Here is a 14,592-nt window from a genome sequence, read left to right as displayed (position 1 = left end):
AGACGAATTACTCGTTGCGAGCGAAGACGAATTACTCGTTGCGAGCGAAGACGAGATAGCCCGTGTGTCCGACACCGGCCGTCGACGGTCGCGACCCGCGCTCGCCGAAGTCCATCTGGCGTTGAATCGTCTCGAACGTCTCGATATCCGAGAGGCCAGCCTCTTTGGCGGCCTCGACGGTCGCTCGCGTCCCCTCGACGAACGGGGAGTAGACGGCGACGTAGCCGCCGGTCGAGAGGAGGTCCGGCGCTTCGCGGACGACTTCCGGCGCGTTCTCCGTGTCGAGCGTGAGCGCGTGGAACTGCTCGTCGCGCAGGTCGTCGAGTTCGTCGGTGATGTCGCCGGTTCGAACGTCGACGTTCTCTTCGACACCGGCGAGTCGCATGTTCTCGCGGGCGACGTCTGCGAAGTCGGCGTTCCGTTCGAACGTGGTCACCTCGACGTCGAGGCGACCGAGATACGCCGACAGAACACCCGTACCGGTTCCGGCGTCGAGGACGCGTTCACCGGCCGCGATGCCGGTGTGACCGACGATGAGTCCGATGTCGCGCGGCATCATCGGCGCGCCCGTTCGCTCGAAGTGGTTGAACAGGTCGGGGCCGCGTGGCTCGCGGACGAGGAACTCCTCGCCGATGTGTGTCTCCAGCGTCTGTCCGGCTTCGACGTCCTCGGGGACAGTCAGCATCCCGAGGTCCGTGTGTAGCTCCTCACCGGGGGCTCGCAGGTACTCCCGGTCGCCGTGGACGAGGAGTATCACTCCAGTCGCGCGATTGCCGCGGCGAGGTCGCCGCCTTCGGCCTCCAGCGCTTCGCGGGCCTCGTCCTTCGAGGCACCGGCGCGCTGTGCGACGATTTCGATGTCGTCTTCCGGGATACCGGCGTCGGCATCGGCTGCGGCGTCGTCGCCGCCTTCGTCACCAGCGCCGAGTTCGCGCGTCTCGGGCTCGCCGACGATTTGGTAGGTTTCCTGGCCCTGCGCGTCCATGCGCGTGACCTGGGCGTCGGTGAAGACGAGCTCTTCGTCGGCCGTCTTGATGACGACTTCCTCGGCGTCGAGCTCGGTGACGTCGATACCCATCTGCTTCATCATCTGCTTCATCTTTCGCGGGTTCATCCCGCCGCCTCCAAACATACCCGAAGGGTCGGGGTGGGCGCTCAAAAGCGTGGCGAACACGCCCAGTCGCTCCCGTCTGGTGAATCCCTGGGCGACACTCGGGAGAGCGCGACACTCAGATGGGTTCGCGCGAGTCATGGCAGCGAAACACGACCGCGGAGAGGAGATGAGAATGGTGCGCCGCCGAGTTCCTGTTTGGACTACTCCACGCGGGAACTAACCGCAAGACCGTTGCCGACGGGAAGGACGATAGTCTCGTAGCGCGGGTCGGCCCGGACGGCATCGAGATACGCCGCGACACCGCGTGTGTCGGCATTCACTCCAGCGAGTGCGTCAGACTCGCCTTCGACGCGCTCGACGAGTGCGCCGAAGTCTATCGGTCCGCGCATCATGTTGTCGGCGACGACGATGCCACCGACGCTGACGCGGTCGTTGACGAGGTCGAACGCCTCGGCGTATCGATGTTTCTGGTGGTCGAACAACACGAGGTCGAACTCGCCGTCGACCATCTCGACGAGTTCGAGGGCGTCGCCTTCGAGGAACGTCGTCTGGTCTGCGAGACCCGCCTCATCGAAAAAGTCACGAGCCATGTCGAGTTCGTCGGGGTCGTGTTCGGTCAAGAATAGCTCGGCGTCGTCCGCCATCCCCTTGGCGAACCACGTCGCCGAGTAGCCGAACCCAGACCCGAACTCGAACAACCGCTTCCCACCGGAGAGTCCGGCGAGGAACTGGAGGACGCTCCCCGCTTCCGGGCCGACGATTGGAAAGCCGTATTCGGAGGCGTACGCCGCCATCTCTGCTTGCACCGCGTCGTGTTCGGGTGCGAGCGCCGCGAGGAACCGCTCGGTGTGCTCGGTGAAGATATCCATACCAAAAGAGGGTCTGCAGGATGGATAAATTGCTGTCATTATCGGGGCCAGCCGTGCTCGCGTCGCTACGGGGGTTTTGCACTTGCACCTTCGCCCATTCTGTGCTAGATATTATCACTCGTCGGGGACACGATTCTACTATGCACCCGAGCGACGACGACGGTCGGCGTCTCGAGGCTGCTTCCGGCGGGCGGCCGACTGGACTCTCCCGACGAGCGTATCTGAAACTCATGGCGGCGACGGGTGTTGCAGCCGCGAGTGGCGCACCGCTCTCAGGGGACAACCCACTCAACCTCACCCACGAGGCAACCGTGTACTGGTCCGGCCCGGAAGCAGGCAAACCGTCGTCGGCACCAGCCGGGACGTGGTACTTCGCGACCGACACGAACCGGTTGTTCGTCTCCACGGGTGGTCGCTGGCACTGGCTCTCGATTTCGACACCGGCACTCCAAACTGAACGGCTTCCCGGCATCGCCGACCGAGTCGTCTCAACCACCGACGGACTCGAATCCGCAATCAACGACCTTTCCAGCGGCGAAACTATCGTCCTCGCACCCGGGACGTATCGGACGTCCAAGTGGCTCCGTATCGACCGCGACGACGTGACCATCCGCGGGGCGGGGCCGCGTGCAACGCTCGTTAAACCGGCCAATGGCGCAAACGTCGGCGGGTTTCACGTCGGCGCGCGTCGTCGCGTCAACAACGTCCGTATCCGCGGTATCGGCTTTCACGGCAATCACTCGAGGATGGACGACGAGGTGAAGCGCTGCCACGCCTTCCTCGTCGACGACGCGCAAACCGTCAGTATCGAGGACTGTTACGCGACCAAGACTCACCCCTACCACGAACACGACGCTGGCGGCAGCGGCTTTTGCGTCCGCGAGTCGGCGTCAAACGTCTCGCTCGTCGGCAACCGAACCCACGACATCGGCGACCGAGGTATCCAAGTCGCGGGGCGGGACATCGTCGTCGCTCGAAACCAGTTCACCGACGGGTTCGACCGATGCATCTCACTTGAGGTTCGTCACCCGGACGGTCGGAAACGGTTCGCAGAAAGCGTCTCCGTCGTGAACAACCTCGGAAGAGACAACTCGGATGGGTCGCTCGTCGGTGCGTCACAGGGGCCGACCGACGAACCCGGGCCGGGAAACGTGGCCATCGTCGGCAACGTCGCGGCTGGCACGCATCGGCGAACCGTGTATCTCGGGGTCGAAGCCCGAATGGAGAACGTAGCCATCGTCGGCAACGTGGGCAGACAGGCCACCTTCGACGAGCGACGGTCAGGCATCTACGTCGCCGGGCACGTCTCGAACCTGACTGTGACCGGAAACACGCTCTCGGACTACTCGCTTCACGGAATCGAACTCGTCGGGAACGGGTCGGGCGTCGTCTGTGCCAACAACACCGTCGCCAGACCGAGGCGGGCCGGTATCGTCGTTGACGTGGAGGATGCTGTGGTGACGGGAAACCGTGTCTCACGACCGCGGCGAGACGGGATTGCAGTCGAATCGACCGACGTCAGTCTACTCGGAAACGCAGTGAACAATCCGAGAGCTGTCGGTATCCACATCTCGGAGGCTGCCAAGCGGGTTTCGGCCATCGGCAACCGCATCAGAAACGCGTCGCAGGCAGTCAGCGTGGATGGAAAAGAATGTGTCGTCGCCGGAACCGTCGCCCCCGATGGAATACTCGCGGAGGGACCAGACGCAGACCAGAACATCTTGTTTGGGAACCTGATTCGCTCACGGGCCGTTCGCGGTCAGGAGACGACCGTCGTCGGTGGGGGTGAACGCCATGCTGTCACCGTGGACGGTGGGGAGGCAGTCGTCGCCTTCGAGCGACGATATCAGCGCAAGCCGACGCTCAGTGTCCACAGCGACGACCCGATTCTCTGGTCGGCAGACTGGGTTCGAGACGACGGCGACTACGTCGGTGTCGGCCTCTCGGTCGTCGATTCCAACCAGACGCCCGTGTCGACTGCGGCGACAGTGAAGGTTCACACGTAACCCGCCTACGCTTAAGTCAGGGCGACCCTCATTTTCGACCATGTTTGACCCCGACGAACTCGAACAGATTCGGGAGGCGAAGTCCGAGTGGGAGGAGGAGACGCTGTCGCCGACGCTCGAACGATTCGGGGAGCGCGAGGAGGAGTTTACGACGGACACGGGTGGCAACACCGTCGACCGGTTGTACACCCCCGCCGACGTGGACCTCGACTATCGGGAGGACCTCGGCTTCCCCGGTGAGAAACCCTACACGCGCGGTGTCTACCCGACGATGCACCGCGGGCGACTGTGGACGATGCGACAGTACGCTGGCTTCGGGACAGCAGCCGAGACCAACGAGCGATTCCGCTACCTCATCGAAAACGGGTCGTCCGGCCTCTCTTTGGCCTTCGACCTGCCGACACAGATGGGCTACGACTCTGACGCGATGATGGCCGCCGGCGAAGTCGGGAAGTCGGGCGTCGCCATCGACAGCCTCCACGACATGGAGACGGTCTTCGACGGCATCGACCTCGGCGAAGTCTCGACCTCGATGACGATTAACGCGCCCGCGGCGGTGCTGCTGGCGATGTACGTCGCCCTCGGCGACAAACAGGGTGTCCCCCGCGAGCAACTCCGCGGGACCATCCAGAACGACATCATGAAGGAGTACATCGCGCGGAACCTCTACATCTACCCCCCAGAGCAGTCGATGCGACTCATCACGGACATCTTCGAGTTCTGTGCCGAGGAGACGCCGAAGTTCAACACTATCTCTATCTCCGGGTACCACATCCGCGAGGCGGGGTCGACTGCGGCGCAGGAAGTCGCGTTCACGCTCGGCAACGGAATCGAGTACGTGCAGGCCGCAATCGACGCCGGACTCGACGTGGACGACTTCGCGCCGCAGCTCTCGTTTTTCTTCAACGCGCACAACAACATCCTCGAAGAGGTTTCGAAGTTCCGCGCCGCCCGCCGGATGTGGGCGAAGATTATGGAAGAGCGCTTCGGCGCGGAGAACCCGAAGTCGATGCAGTTGAAGTTCCACACCCAGACCGGCGGCTCGACGCTCACCGCCCAGCAGGTCGAGAACAACGTCGTTCGCGTCGCGTATCAGGCGCTCGCGGCCGTTCTCGGTGGGACGCAGTCGCTGCACACGAACGGAAAAGACGAGGCGCTGTCGCTGCCGACCGAGCAGTCGGTTCGGACGGCGCTCCGCACCCAGCAGATTCTCGCTCACGAGTCGGGCGCGGCCGACACCATCGACCCCCTCGCCGGAAGCTACTACGTCGAGGCGCTGACCGACGACATCGAAGAGGAAGCGTTCGACCTGCTCGACGAGGTTGACGAACGCGGCGGCGCGCTCGAAGCACTCAAAAACCAGTGGATTCAGCGGGAGATTCAGGACGTCGCCTACGAGCGCCAGCGCGAAATCGAGACGGGCGAGCGCGTCATCGTCGGCGTCAACGAGTATCAGGTCGACGAGGAACCGACCGTCGAAGTCCAGGAAGTCTCCGAGGAAGAAGAGCAAAAGCAGGTCGATTCACTGAACGCCGTGAAGGAAGAACGCGACTCCGAGGCCGTCGAAGCGGCGCTCGATGACGTTCGCGCCGCTGCGAACAGCGACGAGAACCTCATGCCGCCAATCGTCGAGGCGGTCAAAGTCTACGCCACGGTCGGTGAGATTTGCGGCGTCCTCCGCGAGGAGTTCGGCGAGTACGAACCCGGAATGGCGTGACCAGCCACGCTGTGTGGCTCGACAACTAGTCACATAAATTGCACTTTCACCCGGCTAAGAAAACTTATTATCCACCCTCGTGTGGCGAATAACGAGGATTGACGATGCCTCTTATTGGATTCTGACCCCCTCGTCACACGCCCGGCCGCTTCTGCGTTTCTCGTGGTCACACCACAGCGGTGTGTAGCCATGCGGCTGGCGCGTCGTGGGGCATCTCTCACCCGAGAGCCCCCGGTATCGTATCCGACTGTCCCCATCAGAACACGAATGTCACGAAGACACTCCCACGACACTCGTACAGACTCCGACTACCAACCCACACGCCACCGACCCGCGCCATCGTTCACGGTGCAGGCCATCATGCTGGCCCTGACTGTCGGCGTGGTCGTCGTCGCCAGCTATCCCGTGCTGTCGCTGGTCGCCATGACCGCGGCCGTTGGTCTGGTCGCCCTCGGTCGCGTCGTGACCCGCCGCGCCGAGCGCGATTCGGTGAACGTCCATGTCCCCGGTCTGCCGGTTCAGGTCACGGTCGCCAGCACGGCCCGCGACTGAACATCCGACGGCTTGCGACTGAACGCCTCCCGCCCCGGCACAGCAGTTCCCCGCGTTTCGGCCCTCCTCCACCAGTCTCCTTCCCGCCAGCGGACTTCCAGCAGCTTTGTACGCTACCGAGTCCACAGCGATGTCAATGGACGACCGAATCGAGACGGCGCTCAGGCGTGCTTTTCCCGGCCGCGACGTCGACAGCGTTGCTCCCGCGGGAATCTCGTGGAACGAGAAGAACACCACGGTACGAGTGGAATTCGCCGATGGCGAGGTCGTCTACCTCAAGGTCGCACACGACCACGGCGTGCGAATCGCCCGCGAGTCGGCAGTCGTCGCCTACGTGGGGACACACACCGACGTTCCTGTGCCGACGATTCTGTCGAGCGAGGCCGACGGGACAGTTCCGTACCTCGCGACTGCCCCAGTCTCCGGCCAGATTCTCGTCGAGCCGTGGGGGAACGCCACCGAGTCAGAACGCGACTCTCTCGCCTACGAAACCGGGGCCGCGCTCGCTCGCGTTCACGCACTTCGGTTCGACGACCACGGACTCATCACCGGCGGAGACGCGAGCCAACTCGAACTGGAGACGGGGTCGTGGACTGACGTGCTCGTCGAGACAATCGACCACACCCGAGGGCTCGCGACGACGGACCGCTTCGACCACTACTTCGACGAGGTCGTCGCGGCGGTCGAAGAGAATCGTCGCCTCCTCGACGACGCCCCCGCAGCGTTGGTCCACGGCGACCTCGCACAGCCGAATTGCTTCCGACTCGACGACCGAATCGGCTTTCTCGACTGGGAGATTGCCCACGTCGGCGACCCGGCTAGAGACCTCTACCGGGCGAAGAAACAGCAGTTCAACGTGTTTCGCACCGACCCGCCTGAGGGGGGTGTCGAGGCACTCTTCGACGGGTACCGGTCGGTCGCGGGCGGCCTGCCGGAGGGGTACGACGACCGCCGCCCCATCTACGAGGCCGTCTGGTTCCTCATCGTGCCGGGCTACTTCGACAAGTTCGTCGCCGACTACGACGAGGACCCCGAGGAACTCGCCGAATGGATGAAAGGGGAGATGGGTCTATTGCTCGATAGAATCACGACCTAACTACCCTCCAATCACTCGTCAGTTCGTTTGAGTCGGCGGGCCTCCGGCTATCGCAGCCACCTGATGACCGCCCCGACGACTATCGCTTCCAAGTATCCGAACAGTGCAAGCGCCGGATAGAACACCGTGTTCTCTCGAATTCCGAACTCGTTGTACGCGAGCGTGTCGAGAAAGAACGCGACTGCGAGCGCGGGGAAATCGACGACCCACACTTCCTGTGGGAGCACGCCGACGAAGCCGAGGAGCCACGCGAGCGCGAGGACTGCAAACGTGACGATGGTCTCGGGAGCCACTGCGACGCGCCACAACCGGCGACCGATGCTGGTGTCGCCGGTTCCGGGAGTCATGCAGTGGTTTCGTTGGAGTCGGATGTTCCAGCGAGTTTGACTGCGGTGCCGTAGGCGAGAATTTCCGCCGCACCCTGTGCGACTTCCGAGGTGACGTACCGGACGCCGACGACGGCGTCTGCACCCATCTCCTCAGCTTCTTCGACCATCCGGTCTGTCGCTTCGGTGCGGGCGTCGGTCATGAGGCCGGTGTAGGACTTGAGTTCACCACCGACGATGTTTCGAAGCCCCTGTGTGATGTCGCGGCCGACGTTGCGGGCGCGAATCGTGTTCCCGCGAACTGCACCCAGTGTTTCGGTTATCTCTTCACCAGCGATGGTCTCGGTTGTCGTTACAATCATGACAGGTGCATCGAATCGACTGGGTTTATCCCTTGTGCCCGTAGAACGTCCCCTATGCACTTCGACCACATCGGCATCGCCACGCCGGATGCCGCCGGGTTGGCAGCGCTATTCGAAGAACTGTTCGACGCGCCAGTCGCCCACGAGGAGACGTTCGACGGGATGACCGTCGTGTTCCTCGAACTCGAAGACGGGTATTTCGAACTCCTCGAACCCCACGAAGACGGTGCCATCTCGTCGTTCCTCGAAAAGCGAGGGTCAGGAATCCACCACATCGCACTCGAAACTGACGACATCGATGCCGCGCTGGCGACCGCACGCGACGCTGGTGTCGAACTCATCGACGAGGAACCACGGCCGGGCGCGTGGGGTCACGACGTTGCCTTCCTCCACCCCAAATCGACCGGCGGCGTGCTCGTGGAGTTCGTCTCCCACTAACTCCAGTGGTCGGACTACACCTTCGCTCGTTCCCCAGACGACCATCCCCGCACGGCCGACCTCCAGCGAACTCTACCCACGGTGAACGATGACGAACGATTCGACGACAGACGACCACGACGATTCGACCGCAGCAGGTCTCTCCCGACCGATGCGCGACTGGCTGTCTCACCGCGTCGCCGCGACGCCGGACCGCCAAGCGCTCATCCTCGCGTCGTCGGGTGAGTCACTGACCTTCAGAGAACTCGATGCGCTCGTACGCGAGACGGCCGGACAACTGGCTGCACTCGGCATCGAATCGGGCGACCATCTCGGAGTCATTCTCGAACCCGGCATCCAGTACGTCAGATTGATTCACGCCGCCACTCGGCTCGGTGCCGTCTTGGTTCCGTTGAGCGAGCGACTGACCGCGACTGAAGTCGAGCGCAACGTCGACATCGCGGACGTTACGACGCTCATCTGTGGCGAAGAGACCGAAGCGGTCGCTGTGGAAGCGACTTCTGACGTCCCGGTTGCGTCGGTCGACGAACCGCGGTGGGAGGGCGTCGTCAACCTCTCGTCTATCGCGCCGAAATCTATCACACCTGCGGGCTGGGGCCTCTCGGAGACGATGCTGCTGCTTTTCACCTCGGGAACCACGGGAACGCCGAAAGCGGTCCGACTCTCCATGGGGAACCTGTTGGCGAACGCCGTCGCCTCGGCGTTCAGACTCGGTCTCTCACCGGACGACAGGTGGATGGTCACGCTCTCGTTGCACCACATGGGTGGCATCGGACCGATTCTCCGAAGTCCGCTCTACGGGACGACGGTCGTCCTCCGCGAGGAGTTCGCCGCGGGCGGTGCGGCCGACGACATCGGGAAGTACGACGTGACTGGTGTCTCGCTCGTGCCGACGATGCTCACTCGGATGCTCGACAGTCGCGGGACGCTTTCAGACTCGCTTCGGGTCGTCCTGCTCGGCGGCGCACCCGCCAGCGACGACCTCATCGAGCGTTGCCGCAACTACTCTGTGCCCGTCTATCCGACCTACGGGATGACCGAGACGGCGTCGCAAATCGCCACGGCGACACCGCGAGAAGCGTTCGACGCTATCGGAACGGTGGGCCGACCGCTGTACTTCGCCGACCTCACGGTCGTCGACGACGCTGGCGCTCCCGTCGAACCAGGAACAGTCGGTGAAATCGTCGTCTCCGGGCCGACCGTCACCACAGGGTACTACCAGAACCCCGAAGCGAACGCCGAGTCGTTCACCGACCGCGGCCTCCGAACCGGCGACATCGGTTATCGAGATGAAGACGGCTTGTTGTACGTACTCAACAGACGAGACGACCGTATCGTCACGGGCGGCGAGAACGTCGACCCCGGCGAAGTCGTCGAAGTCCTCCGTCAGTACCCGGCTATCGACGACGCGGGCGTCCTCGGAATTTCGGACCCCGAATGGGGCGAGCGCGTCTCTGCACTCGTCGTGCCTGCCGACCCCGACGCCAGTCTCGACGAGACCTCACTCGAATCCTTCTGCCGCGAGCACCTCGCCGGCTACAAGATTCCGCGACTGGTCGAGACTGCGGACGAACTCCCGCGAACGGTCTCCGGAACCATCGACCGCGACGCGGTCCGCGAGCGTCTCGAAGCAGCGCGCCCGGTCGACGTGGCGGAACCGGGATGGCAGGACGACGACAGTGCTGCCAGTGAGGCGGACGACAGCAGTCTAAAGGCTGAATCGGAACTCGTCGCCGATGCAGAAGCGACCGCAGCGGATGCTGACGATGGCGAAATGGGCGAAGTCGAAGCGGGCGAGGGTGACACAGTCGAAGCCGAAACGGATGCGGCTGAAACGGCCGAGGCCGAAGCCGAACGTTCCGACGCAGCCGACACCGACGCTGAAGGAGTCGCTGAATCGGGTGCCACCGAAACAGACGACGAACCCGAATCGACCAGCACCCAGCGCGAAGCGCCAGATGAAACCGCTGCGAGCGACCCAGTCGGCGAAGTGACGACGCCGACCCAGGCGACACCGGACGAAACGGCACCGAACGAGACGACACCGGACGAAACGGCCCCAGAAAGCGATCCGCAAGATGCCGGTGGGAGTGCGGCCGACGTAGCGGACGAACAGGAGGCCGATGTCGTAAATGGCGACGCCGTTGCTGAGACCGAAGACGACGAGAGCGATAGTGCCGACGATACTGACGACAACAACGACGCTGGCGTACGAGACGACGCTGACGAAGCCTAAAGACCACTCTCCTGCGAGAAATCGACAGCCGCCGTCCAGATTTCTTTTTGCCAAACAATGATTACAGTATGCGCCATGGGTACCACTATGGTAGGTGCTACCAATCAAACACTTCGTCCGTTTATGTGGCGCGCAGGCAAGCTCTTTCCCGACCGAGAAATCGTCTCTCGGACCGCCGAGGGGCTAGAGCGCTACACATATTCGGAGTACGAAGACCGAGTCGCACAACTCGCGGGTGCACTCGCCGACGCGGGAATCGACAGGGGAGACCGGGTTGCGACGTTCTGCTGGAACCACAATCGGCACTTCGAGACGTACTTCGGCGTGCCCTCGATGGGTGCGCAACTGCACACCATCAATCCGCTTCTCCCAGACCACCACATCCAGTATATCGTCGAAAACGCGGAAGACCAACTCATCTTCGTCGACCCGTCGCTGGCACCCAAGCTTGCGGGTGCGGTGGACGAGGACGCCTTCGAATCGGTCGACCAATTCGTCGTGATGGCGTCGGAGGTTCCAGAGACGGACCTCGAACCAGTGACCGACTACGAGTCGTTCATCGCCGACCAACCGACTGACTACGACTGGCCGGACCTCCCGGAAGACCAACCGGCGGGGATGTGCTACACCTCTGGAACCACGGGGAAGCCGAAAGGCGTCGAATACTCCCAGCAGATGCTCTGGGCGCACACGATGGCGACGCTGCCCAAATCGGCGCTCGACATCGGTGCTAGCGACGTCATCATGCCCGTCGTGCCGATGTTCCACGTCAACGCGTGGGGCCTGCCGTTCTCGACGACGGCAGCGGGCGCGAAACACGTCTATCCGGGGCCGTCGCCGACACCCGAAGACCTCGCGAAACTCATCGAAGAAGAGGGTGTGACGATGACTGCGGGCGTGCCGACGGTGTGGCTCGGCCTCCTCGAATACCTCGACGAGAACGACGCGGACATGTCGTCTCTCGAACGCATCATCATCGGCGGGTCGGCCGCACCGAAATCGGTCATCCGCCGCTTCGACGAGGAGTACGACGTGGACGTGCTGCACGCGTGGGGGATGACCGAGATGTCGCCCGTCGGTACTGTTGCCCACCTCAAGCCCGGGATGGAAGGCCTTCCCGCCGAAGAGCAGTACGACAAGCGCGCGAAACAGGGCCTCCTCGCGCCGGGTCTCGAAATGCGCGTCGTCGACGACGACGGCAACGAAGTCCCGTGGAACGGCGAGGACTTCGGCGAGTTGTGGGTCCGCGGGCCGTGGGTCACGACGGAGTACTTCGAGCGTCCAGACGCCAACGAAGCAGACTTCGAAGGCAACTGGCTGAAGACGGGCGACGTTGTCACCGTCGACGAAGAAGGCTACGTGAAAATCGTCGACCGGGCGAAAGACGTCATCAAGTCCGGCGGGGAATGGATCTCCTCCGTCGAACTGGAGAACACCATCATGGCCCACGACGACGTGGCCGAAGCGACAGTGGTCGGCGTCCCGCACGAACGGTGGCAGGAGCGCCCCGTTGCGTTCGTCGTCCCGACCGCCGGAGTCACAGAAGACGAGGTCAAACAGGGCGTCGTCGAACTCGTCCGCGAGGAGTTCCCCAAGTGGTGGACGCCCGACGAAGTCGTCTTCATCGACGAGGTTCCGAAGACCGCGACCGGGAAGTTCGACAAGAAAGTGCTCCGCGACCAGTACGACGACTCCTCGCTCGTCGAAGGGAAGACACCCGAGGAAGACGCTCCGACGGACAACGAGTAACCGATTGTCGACCGCACTCTGGACCAGCAACACTCCTTTTTCGACGTCTCTCGTCTCAGACGGCGGTCTCTCGGCATCACAATAACGAATTTGTTTGAAGTTTATACGGGTTCCATATATCTTTTCATGATAGAAGCCGACAAGGGTGTATGGACCTCCTCGACGACTCAATCGTCCCCGAACACGCCCGCGAAATCAAGCAGGACGCGCGCGAGTTCGCAGAAGAATACATCGAACCCGCTGCCGAGGAATACTACGAATCCGGTGAGTACCCGTGGGAGATTCTCGAAGCGGGGATGGAGGCTGGACTCGTGGCACAGGACATCTCCGAAGAGTACGGTGGTCGCGGGCTCACGCTCGAACAGATTCTCGCCATCGCCGAAGAGTTCTACCGCGCGGACGCCGGTATCGCCCTGACGCTCCAACTGGCTTCCTTCGGCTGTGAGATTATGCAGCACTACGGCAGCGAAGAGCAGAAAGAAAAGTGGCTCCGCCCGGTCGCTGAAAACGAGCAGATTTCGGGCCTCGCCGTCTCCGAACCCCAGACCGGCTCCGACATGGCTGGCATGGAGACGACCGCCGAGAAGACCGACGACGGCTACGTCCTCAACGGCGAGAAGTACTGGGTCGGAAACGCCGTCGAAGCCGACTGGATTACCGTCTACGCGAAGACCGGCGACTCCGACGACCGCTACTCGAACTACTCGATGTTTATCGTCCCGACGGACACTCCCGGCTACGAGGCCGAGCACATCCCCGAGAAGATGGGCATGCGCGCCTCGAAGCAGGGCCACATCGTCTTCGACGACTGTGAGATTCCCGAAGAGAACCTCATCGGAACGGAAGGCGGCGGCTTCTACATGCTCGCGGACTTCTTCAACCACGGTCGCATCATCGTCGGTGGCCACGGCATCGGCCTCGCTGCCGCCGCCATCGAAGAGACGTGGGACTTCGTCCACGGGCGCACGGCGTTCGGGCGCAACGTCTCTGAGTTCCAGTCGGTCCAACACATCCTCGCCGACATGCGCATGGAGTTCGAGTCCGCGCGGGCGATGAACTGGCGGGCCGCATCGAAAGTCGCGAACAACGACGACGCCGGCTTCTGGGCTGCGGTCGCCAAGACCAAGTCCACCGAGATGGCCGTCGACGTCGCCGAGCGCGGGATGCAACTCCACGGCGGTCGCTCCGTCCTCAACGAGTTCAAAATCTCTCGCGTCTACCGCGACGTTCGCATCCCCGTCATCTACGAGGGTGCAAACGAGATTCAGCGTAACCTCATCTACAGCCAAGGCTCGCTGTAAGCTCTCTACGGGTCAGTCTGGGCGCTCCCCCGCTTTTCTGTTTTCTTCGTTCGCGAGCGGCGCGAAGACTTAACTGCGATACCGTCGCCACTCTCACCTGAGTCGTGACGGTCTCGGCTCGGTGACACTCATGGACCTCGACGAATTCATCGACACGCACACACCGAAAGACGGCGGAAAGACGTTCGAACGCGAAAACTCGAAACTGCTCGACGTGACGCTTGAGGGGAGCGTCATGGCCAAGGCAGGGTCGATGGTCGGCTACACCGGCGACGTCTCCTTCGAGCGGAAATCCGCTGGCGGCCTGACGGGAATGCTCAAAAAGAAGGCGACGGGCGAGGGCTCAGTCATGATGGAGGCGTCCGGGTCGGGACATCTCTATCTCGCAGACCAAGGCAAGGAAGTCCAGATTCTCGAACTCGACGCGGGCGAGGAACTCAGCGTCAACGGCAACGACGTACTGGCCTTCGAGGACTCCGTCTCGTGGGATATCAAGATGCTCTCCAGTATCGCCGGTGCCAAGACGGGTGGACTGTTCAACGTCTTCCTCGAAGGCTCCGGTCACGTGGCAATCACGACCCACGGCGAACCAATCGTCCTCCCGACACCAGTCAGCACAGACCCTCACGCAACCGTCGCGTGGAGCGGGAACGTCACTCCGAGTTCGAAGCGCGACATCAACATCAAGGGACTGTTGGGCCGGTCGTCCGGCGAGTCGTATCAACTCCACTTCGAGGGGGCAGACGGCTTCGTCATCGTCCAACCGTTCGAGGAAGTCGGCCCGAGTCAGTAACCCAGCACACCTCGCATTTTTCCAGCGCTCCGCG

At 62.9% G+C, this 14,592-nt stretch carries 14 protein-coding genes; 9 read left to right on the top strand and 5 right to left on the bottom strand.

The annotated features are described in order from the left end of the window. Positions 1-31: 31 nt before the first annotated feature. The 3 genes from C453_RS19565 to C453_RS09200 all read right to left on the bottom strand — a co-directional run bounded on the left by C453_RS19565 (position 32) and on the right by C453_RS09200 (position 1,982). Positions 32-757, bottom strand: a complete 726-nt coding sequence (locus C453_RS19565) for a tRNA (adenine-N1)-methyltransferase (protein WP_008324067.1) — start codon at positions 755-757, stop codon at positions 32-34. Next, positions 754-1,131, bottom strand: coding sequence for a nascent polypeptide-associated complex protein (locus tag C453_RS09205; protein WP_083881588.1), 378 nt, complete (start codon positions 1,129-1,131; stop codon positions 754-756). Before C453_RS09205 ends, C453_RS19565 begins: the two co-directional genes overlap by 4 nt. A gap of 182 nt (positions 1,132-1,313) precedes the next feature. Next, complete coding sequence (locus C453_RS09200; protein ID WP_008324062.1) at positions 1,314-1,982, bottom strand: O-methyltransferase; 669 nt, start codon at positions 1,980-1,982, stop codon at positions 1,314-1,316. A 140-nt stretch (positions 1,983-2,122) separates the two neighbouring features. On the opposite strand from C453_RS09200, the gene C453_RS09195 reads away from it, so the two are divergent. The 4 genes from C453_RS09195 (at position 2,123) to C453_RS09180 (ending at position 7,353) form a co-directional block, all read left to right on the top strand. Beyond that, positions 2,123-3,988 (top strand): right-handed parallel beta-helix repeat-containing protein, encoded by a 1,866-nt coding sequence (locus tag C453_RS09195; RefSeq protein ID WP_008324061.1) that lies wholly within the window; start codon positions 2,123-2,125, stop codon positions 3,986-3,988. A gap of 40 nt (positions 3,989-4,028) precedes the next feature. After that, positions 4,029-5,705 (top strand): acyl-CoA mutase large subunit family protein, encoded by a 1,677-nt coding sequence (locus C453_RS09190; protein WP_008324060.1) that lies wholly within the window; start codon positions 4,029-4,031, stop codon positions 5,703-5,705. A 267-nt stretch (positions 5,706-5,972) separates the two neighbouring features. Further along, positions 5,973-6,257: a hypothetical protein gene (locus C453_RS09185; RefSeq protein WP_008324059.1), complete on the top strand. Its 285-nt coding sequence runs from the start codon at positions 5,973-5,975 to the stop codon at positions 6,255-6,257. Positions 6,258-6,393: 136 nt separating this feature from the next. Continuing rightward, positions 6,394-7,353 (top strand): phosphotransferase family protein, encoded by a 960-nt coding sequence (locus tag C453_RS09180; RefSeq protein WP_008324058.1) that lies wholly within the window; start codon positions 6,394-6,396, stop codon positions 7,351-7,353. A 47-nt stretch (positions 7,354-7,400) separates the two neighbouring features. Here the strand turns inward: C453_RS09180 and C453_RS09175 are convergent, their stop codons facing one another. Together C453_RS09175 and C453_RS09170 are read right to left on the bottom strand one after the other, a co-directional pair. Then, on the bottom strand, positions 7,401-7,700 hold the full coding sequence (locus tag C453_RS09175; protein ID WP_008324055.1) for a hypothetical protein: 300 nt from the start codon (positions 7,698-7,700) through the stop codon (positions 7,401-7,403). Continuing rightward, a complete protein-coding gene (locus C453_RS09170) occupies positions 7,697-8,041 on the bottom strand; it encodes a YbjQ family protein (RefSeq protein WP_008324054.1) in 345 nt (114 codons plus the stop codon). The genes C453_RS09175 and C453_RS09170 overlap by 4 nt, the downstream gene beginning before the upstream one ends. Positions 8,042-8,095: 54 nt before the next feature. Between C453_RS09170 and mce the strand changes: the two genes are divergently transcribed. The 5 genes from mce to C453_RS09145 all read left to right on the top strand — a co-directional run bounded on the left by mce (position 8,096) and on the right by C453_RS09145 (position 14,558). Further along, the gene (mce, locus tag C453_RS09165; RefSeq protein WP_008324053.1) at positions 8,096-8,479 is read left to right on the top strand and encodes a methylmalonyl-CoA epimerase; all 384 of its coding nucleotides are present in this window, start codon (positions 8,096-8,098) and stop codon (positions 8,477-8,479) included. 88 nt (positions 8,480-8,567) lie between these two features. Continuing rightward, positions 8,568-10,715, top strand: coding sequence for an o-succinylbenzoate--CoA ligase (gene menE, locus C453_RS09160; RefSeq protein ID WP_008324052.1), 2,148 nt, complete (start codon positions 8,568-8,570; stop codon positions 10,713-10,715). Positions 10,716-10,802: 87 nt separating this feature from the next. After that, positions 10,803-12,464 (top strand): long-chain fatty acid--CoA ligase, encoded by a 1,662-nt coding sequence (locus C453_RS09155; protein ID WP_008324048.1) that lies wholly within the window; start codon positions 10,803-10,805, stop codon positions 12,462-12,464. Between the two features lie 149 nt (positions 12,465-12,613). Continuing rightward, on the top strand, positions 12,614-13,765 hold the full coding sequence (locus C453_RS09150; RefSeq protein WP_008324047.1) for an acyl-CoA dehydrogenase family protein: 1,152 nt from the start codon (positions 12,614-12,616) through the stop codon (positions 13,763-13,765). A 130-nt stretch (positions 13,766-13,895) separates the two neighbouring features. Beyond that, positions 13,896-14,558, top strand: coding sequence for an AIM24 family protein (locus C453_RS09145; protein WP_008324046.1), 663 nt, complete (start codon positions 13,896-13,898; stop codon positions 14,556-14,558). Positions 14,559-14,592 lie beyond the last annotated feature (34 nt).

The sequence above is a fragment of the Haloferax elongans ATCC BAA-1513 genome (genome assembly GCF_000336755.1).
GTDB lineage: Archaea > Halobacteriota > Halobacteria > Halobacteriales > Haloferacaceae > Haloferax > Haloferax elongans.
The sequence above is the reverse complement of the archived record's forward strand: the minus strand, read 5'-3'. Positions and strand labels throughout refer to the sequence as shown.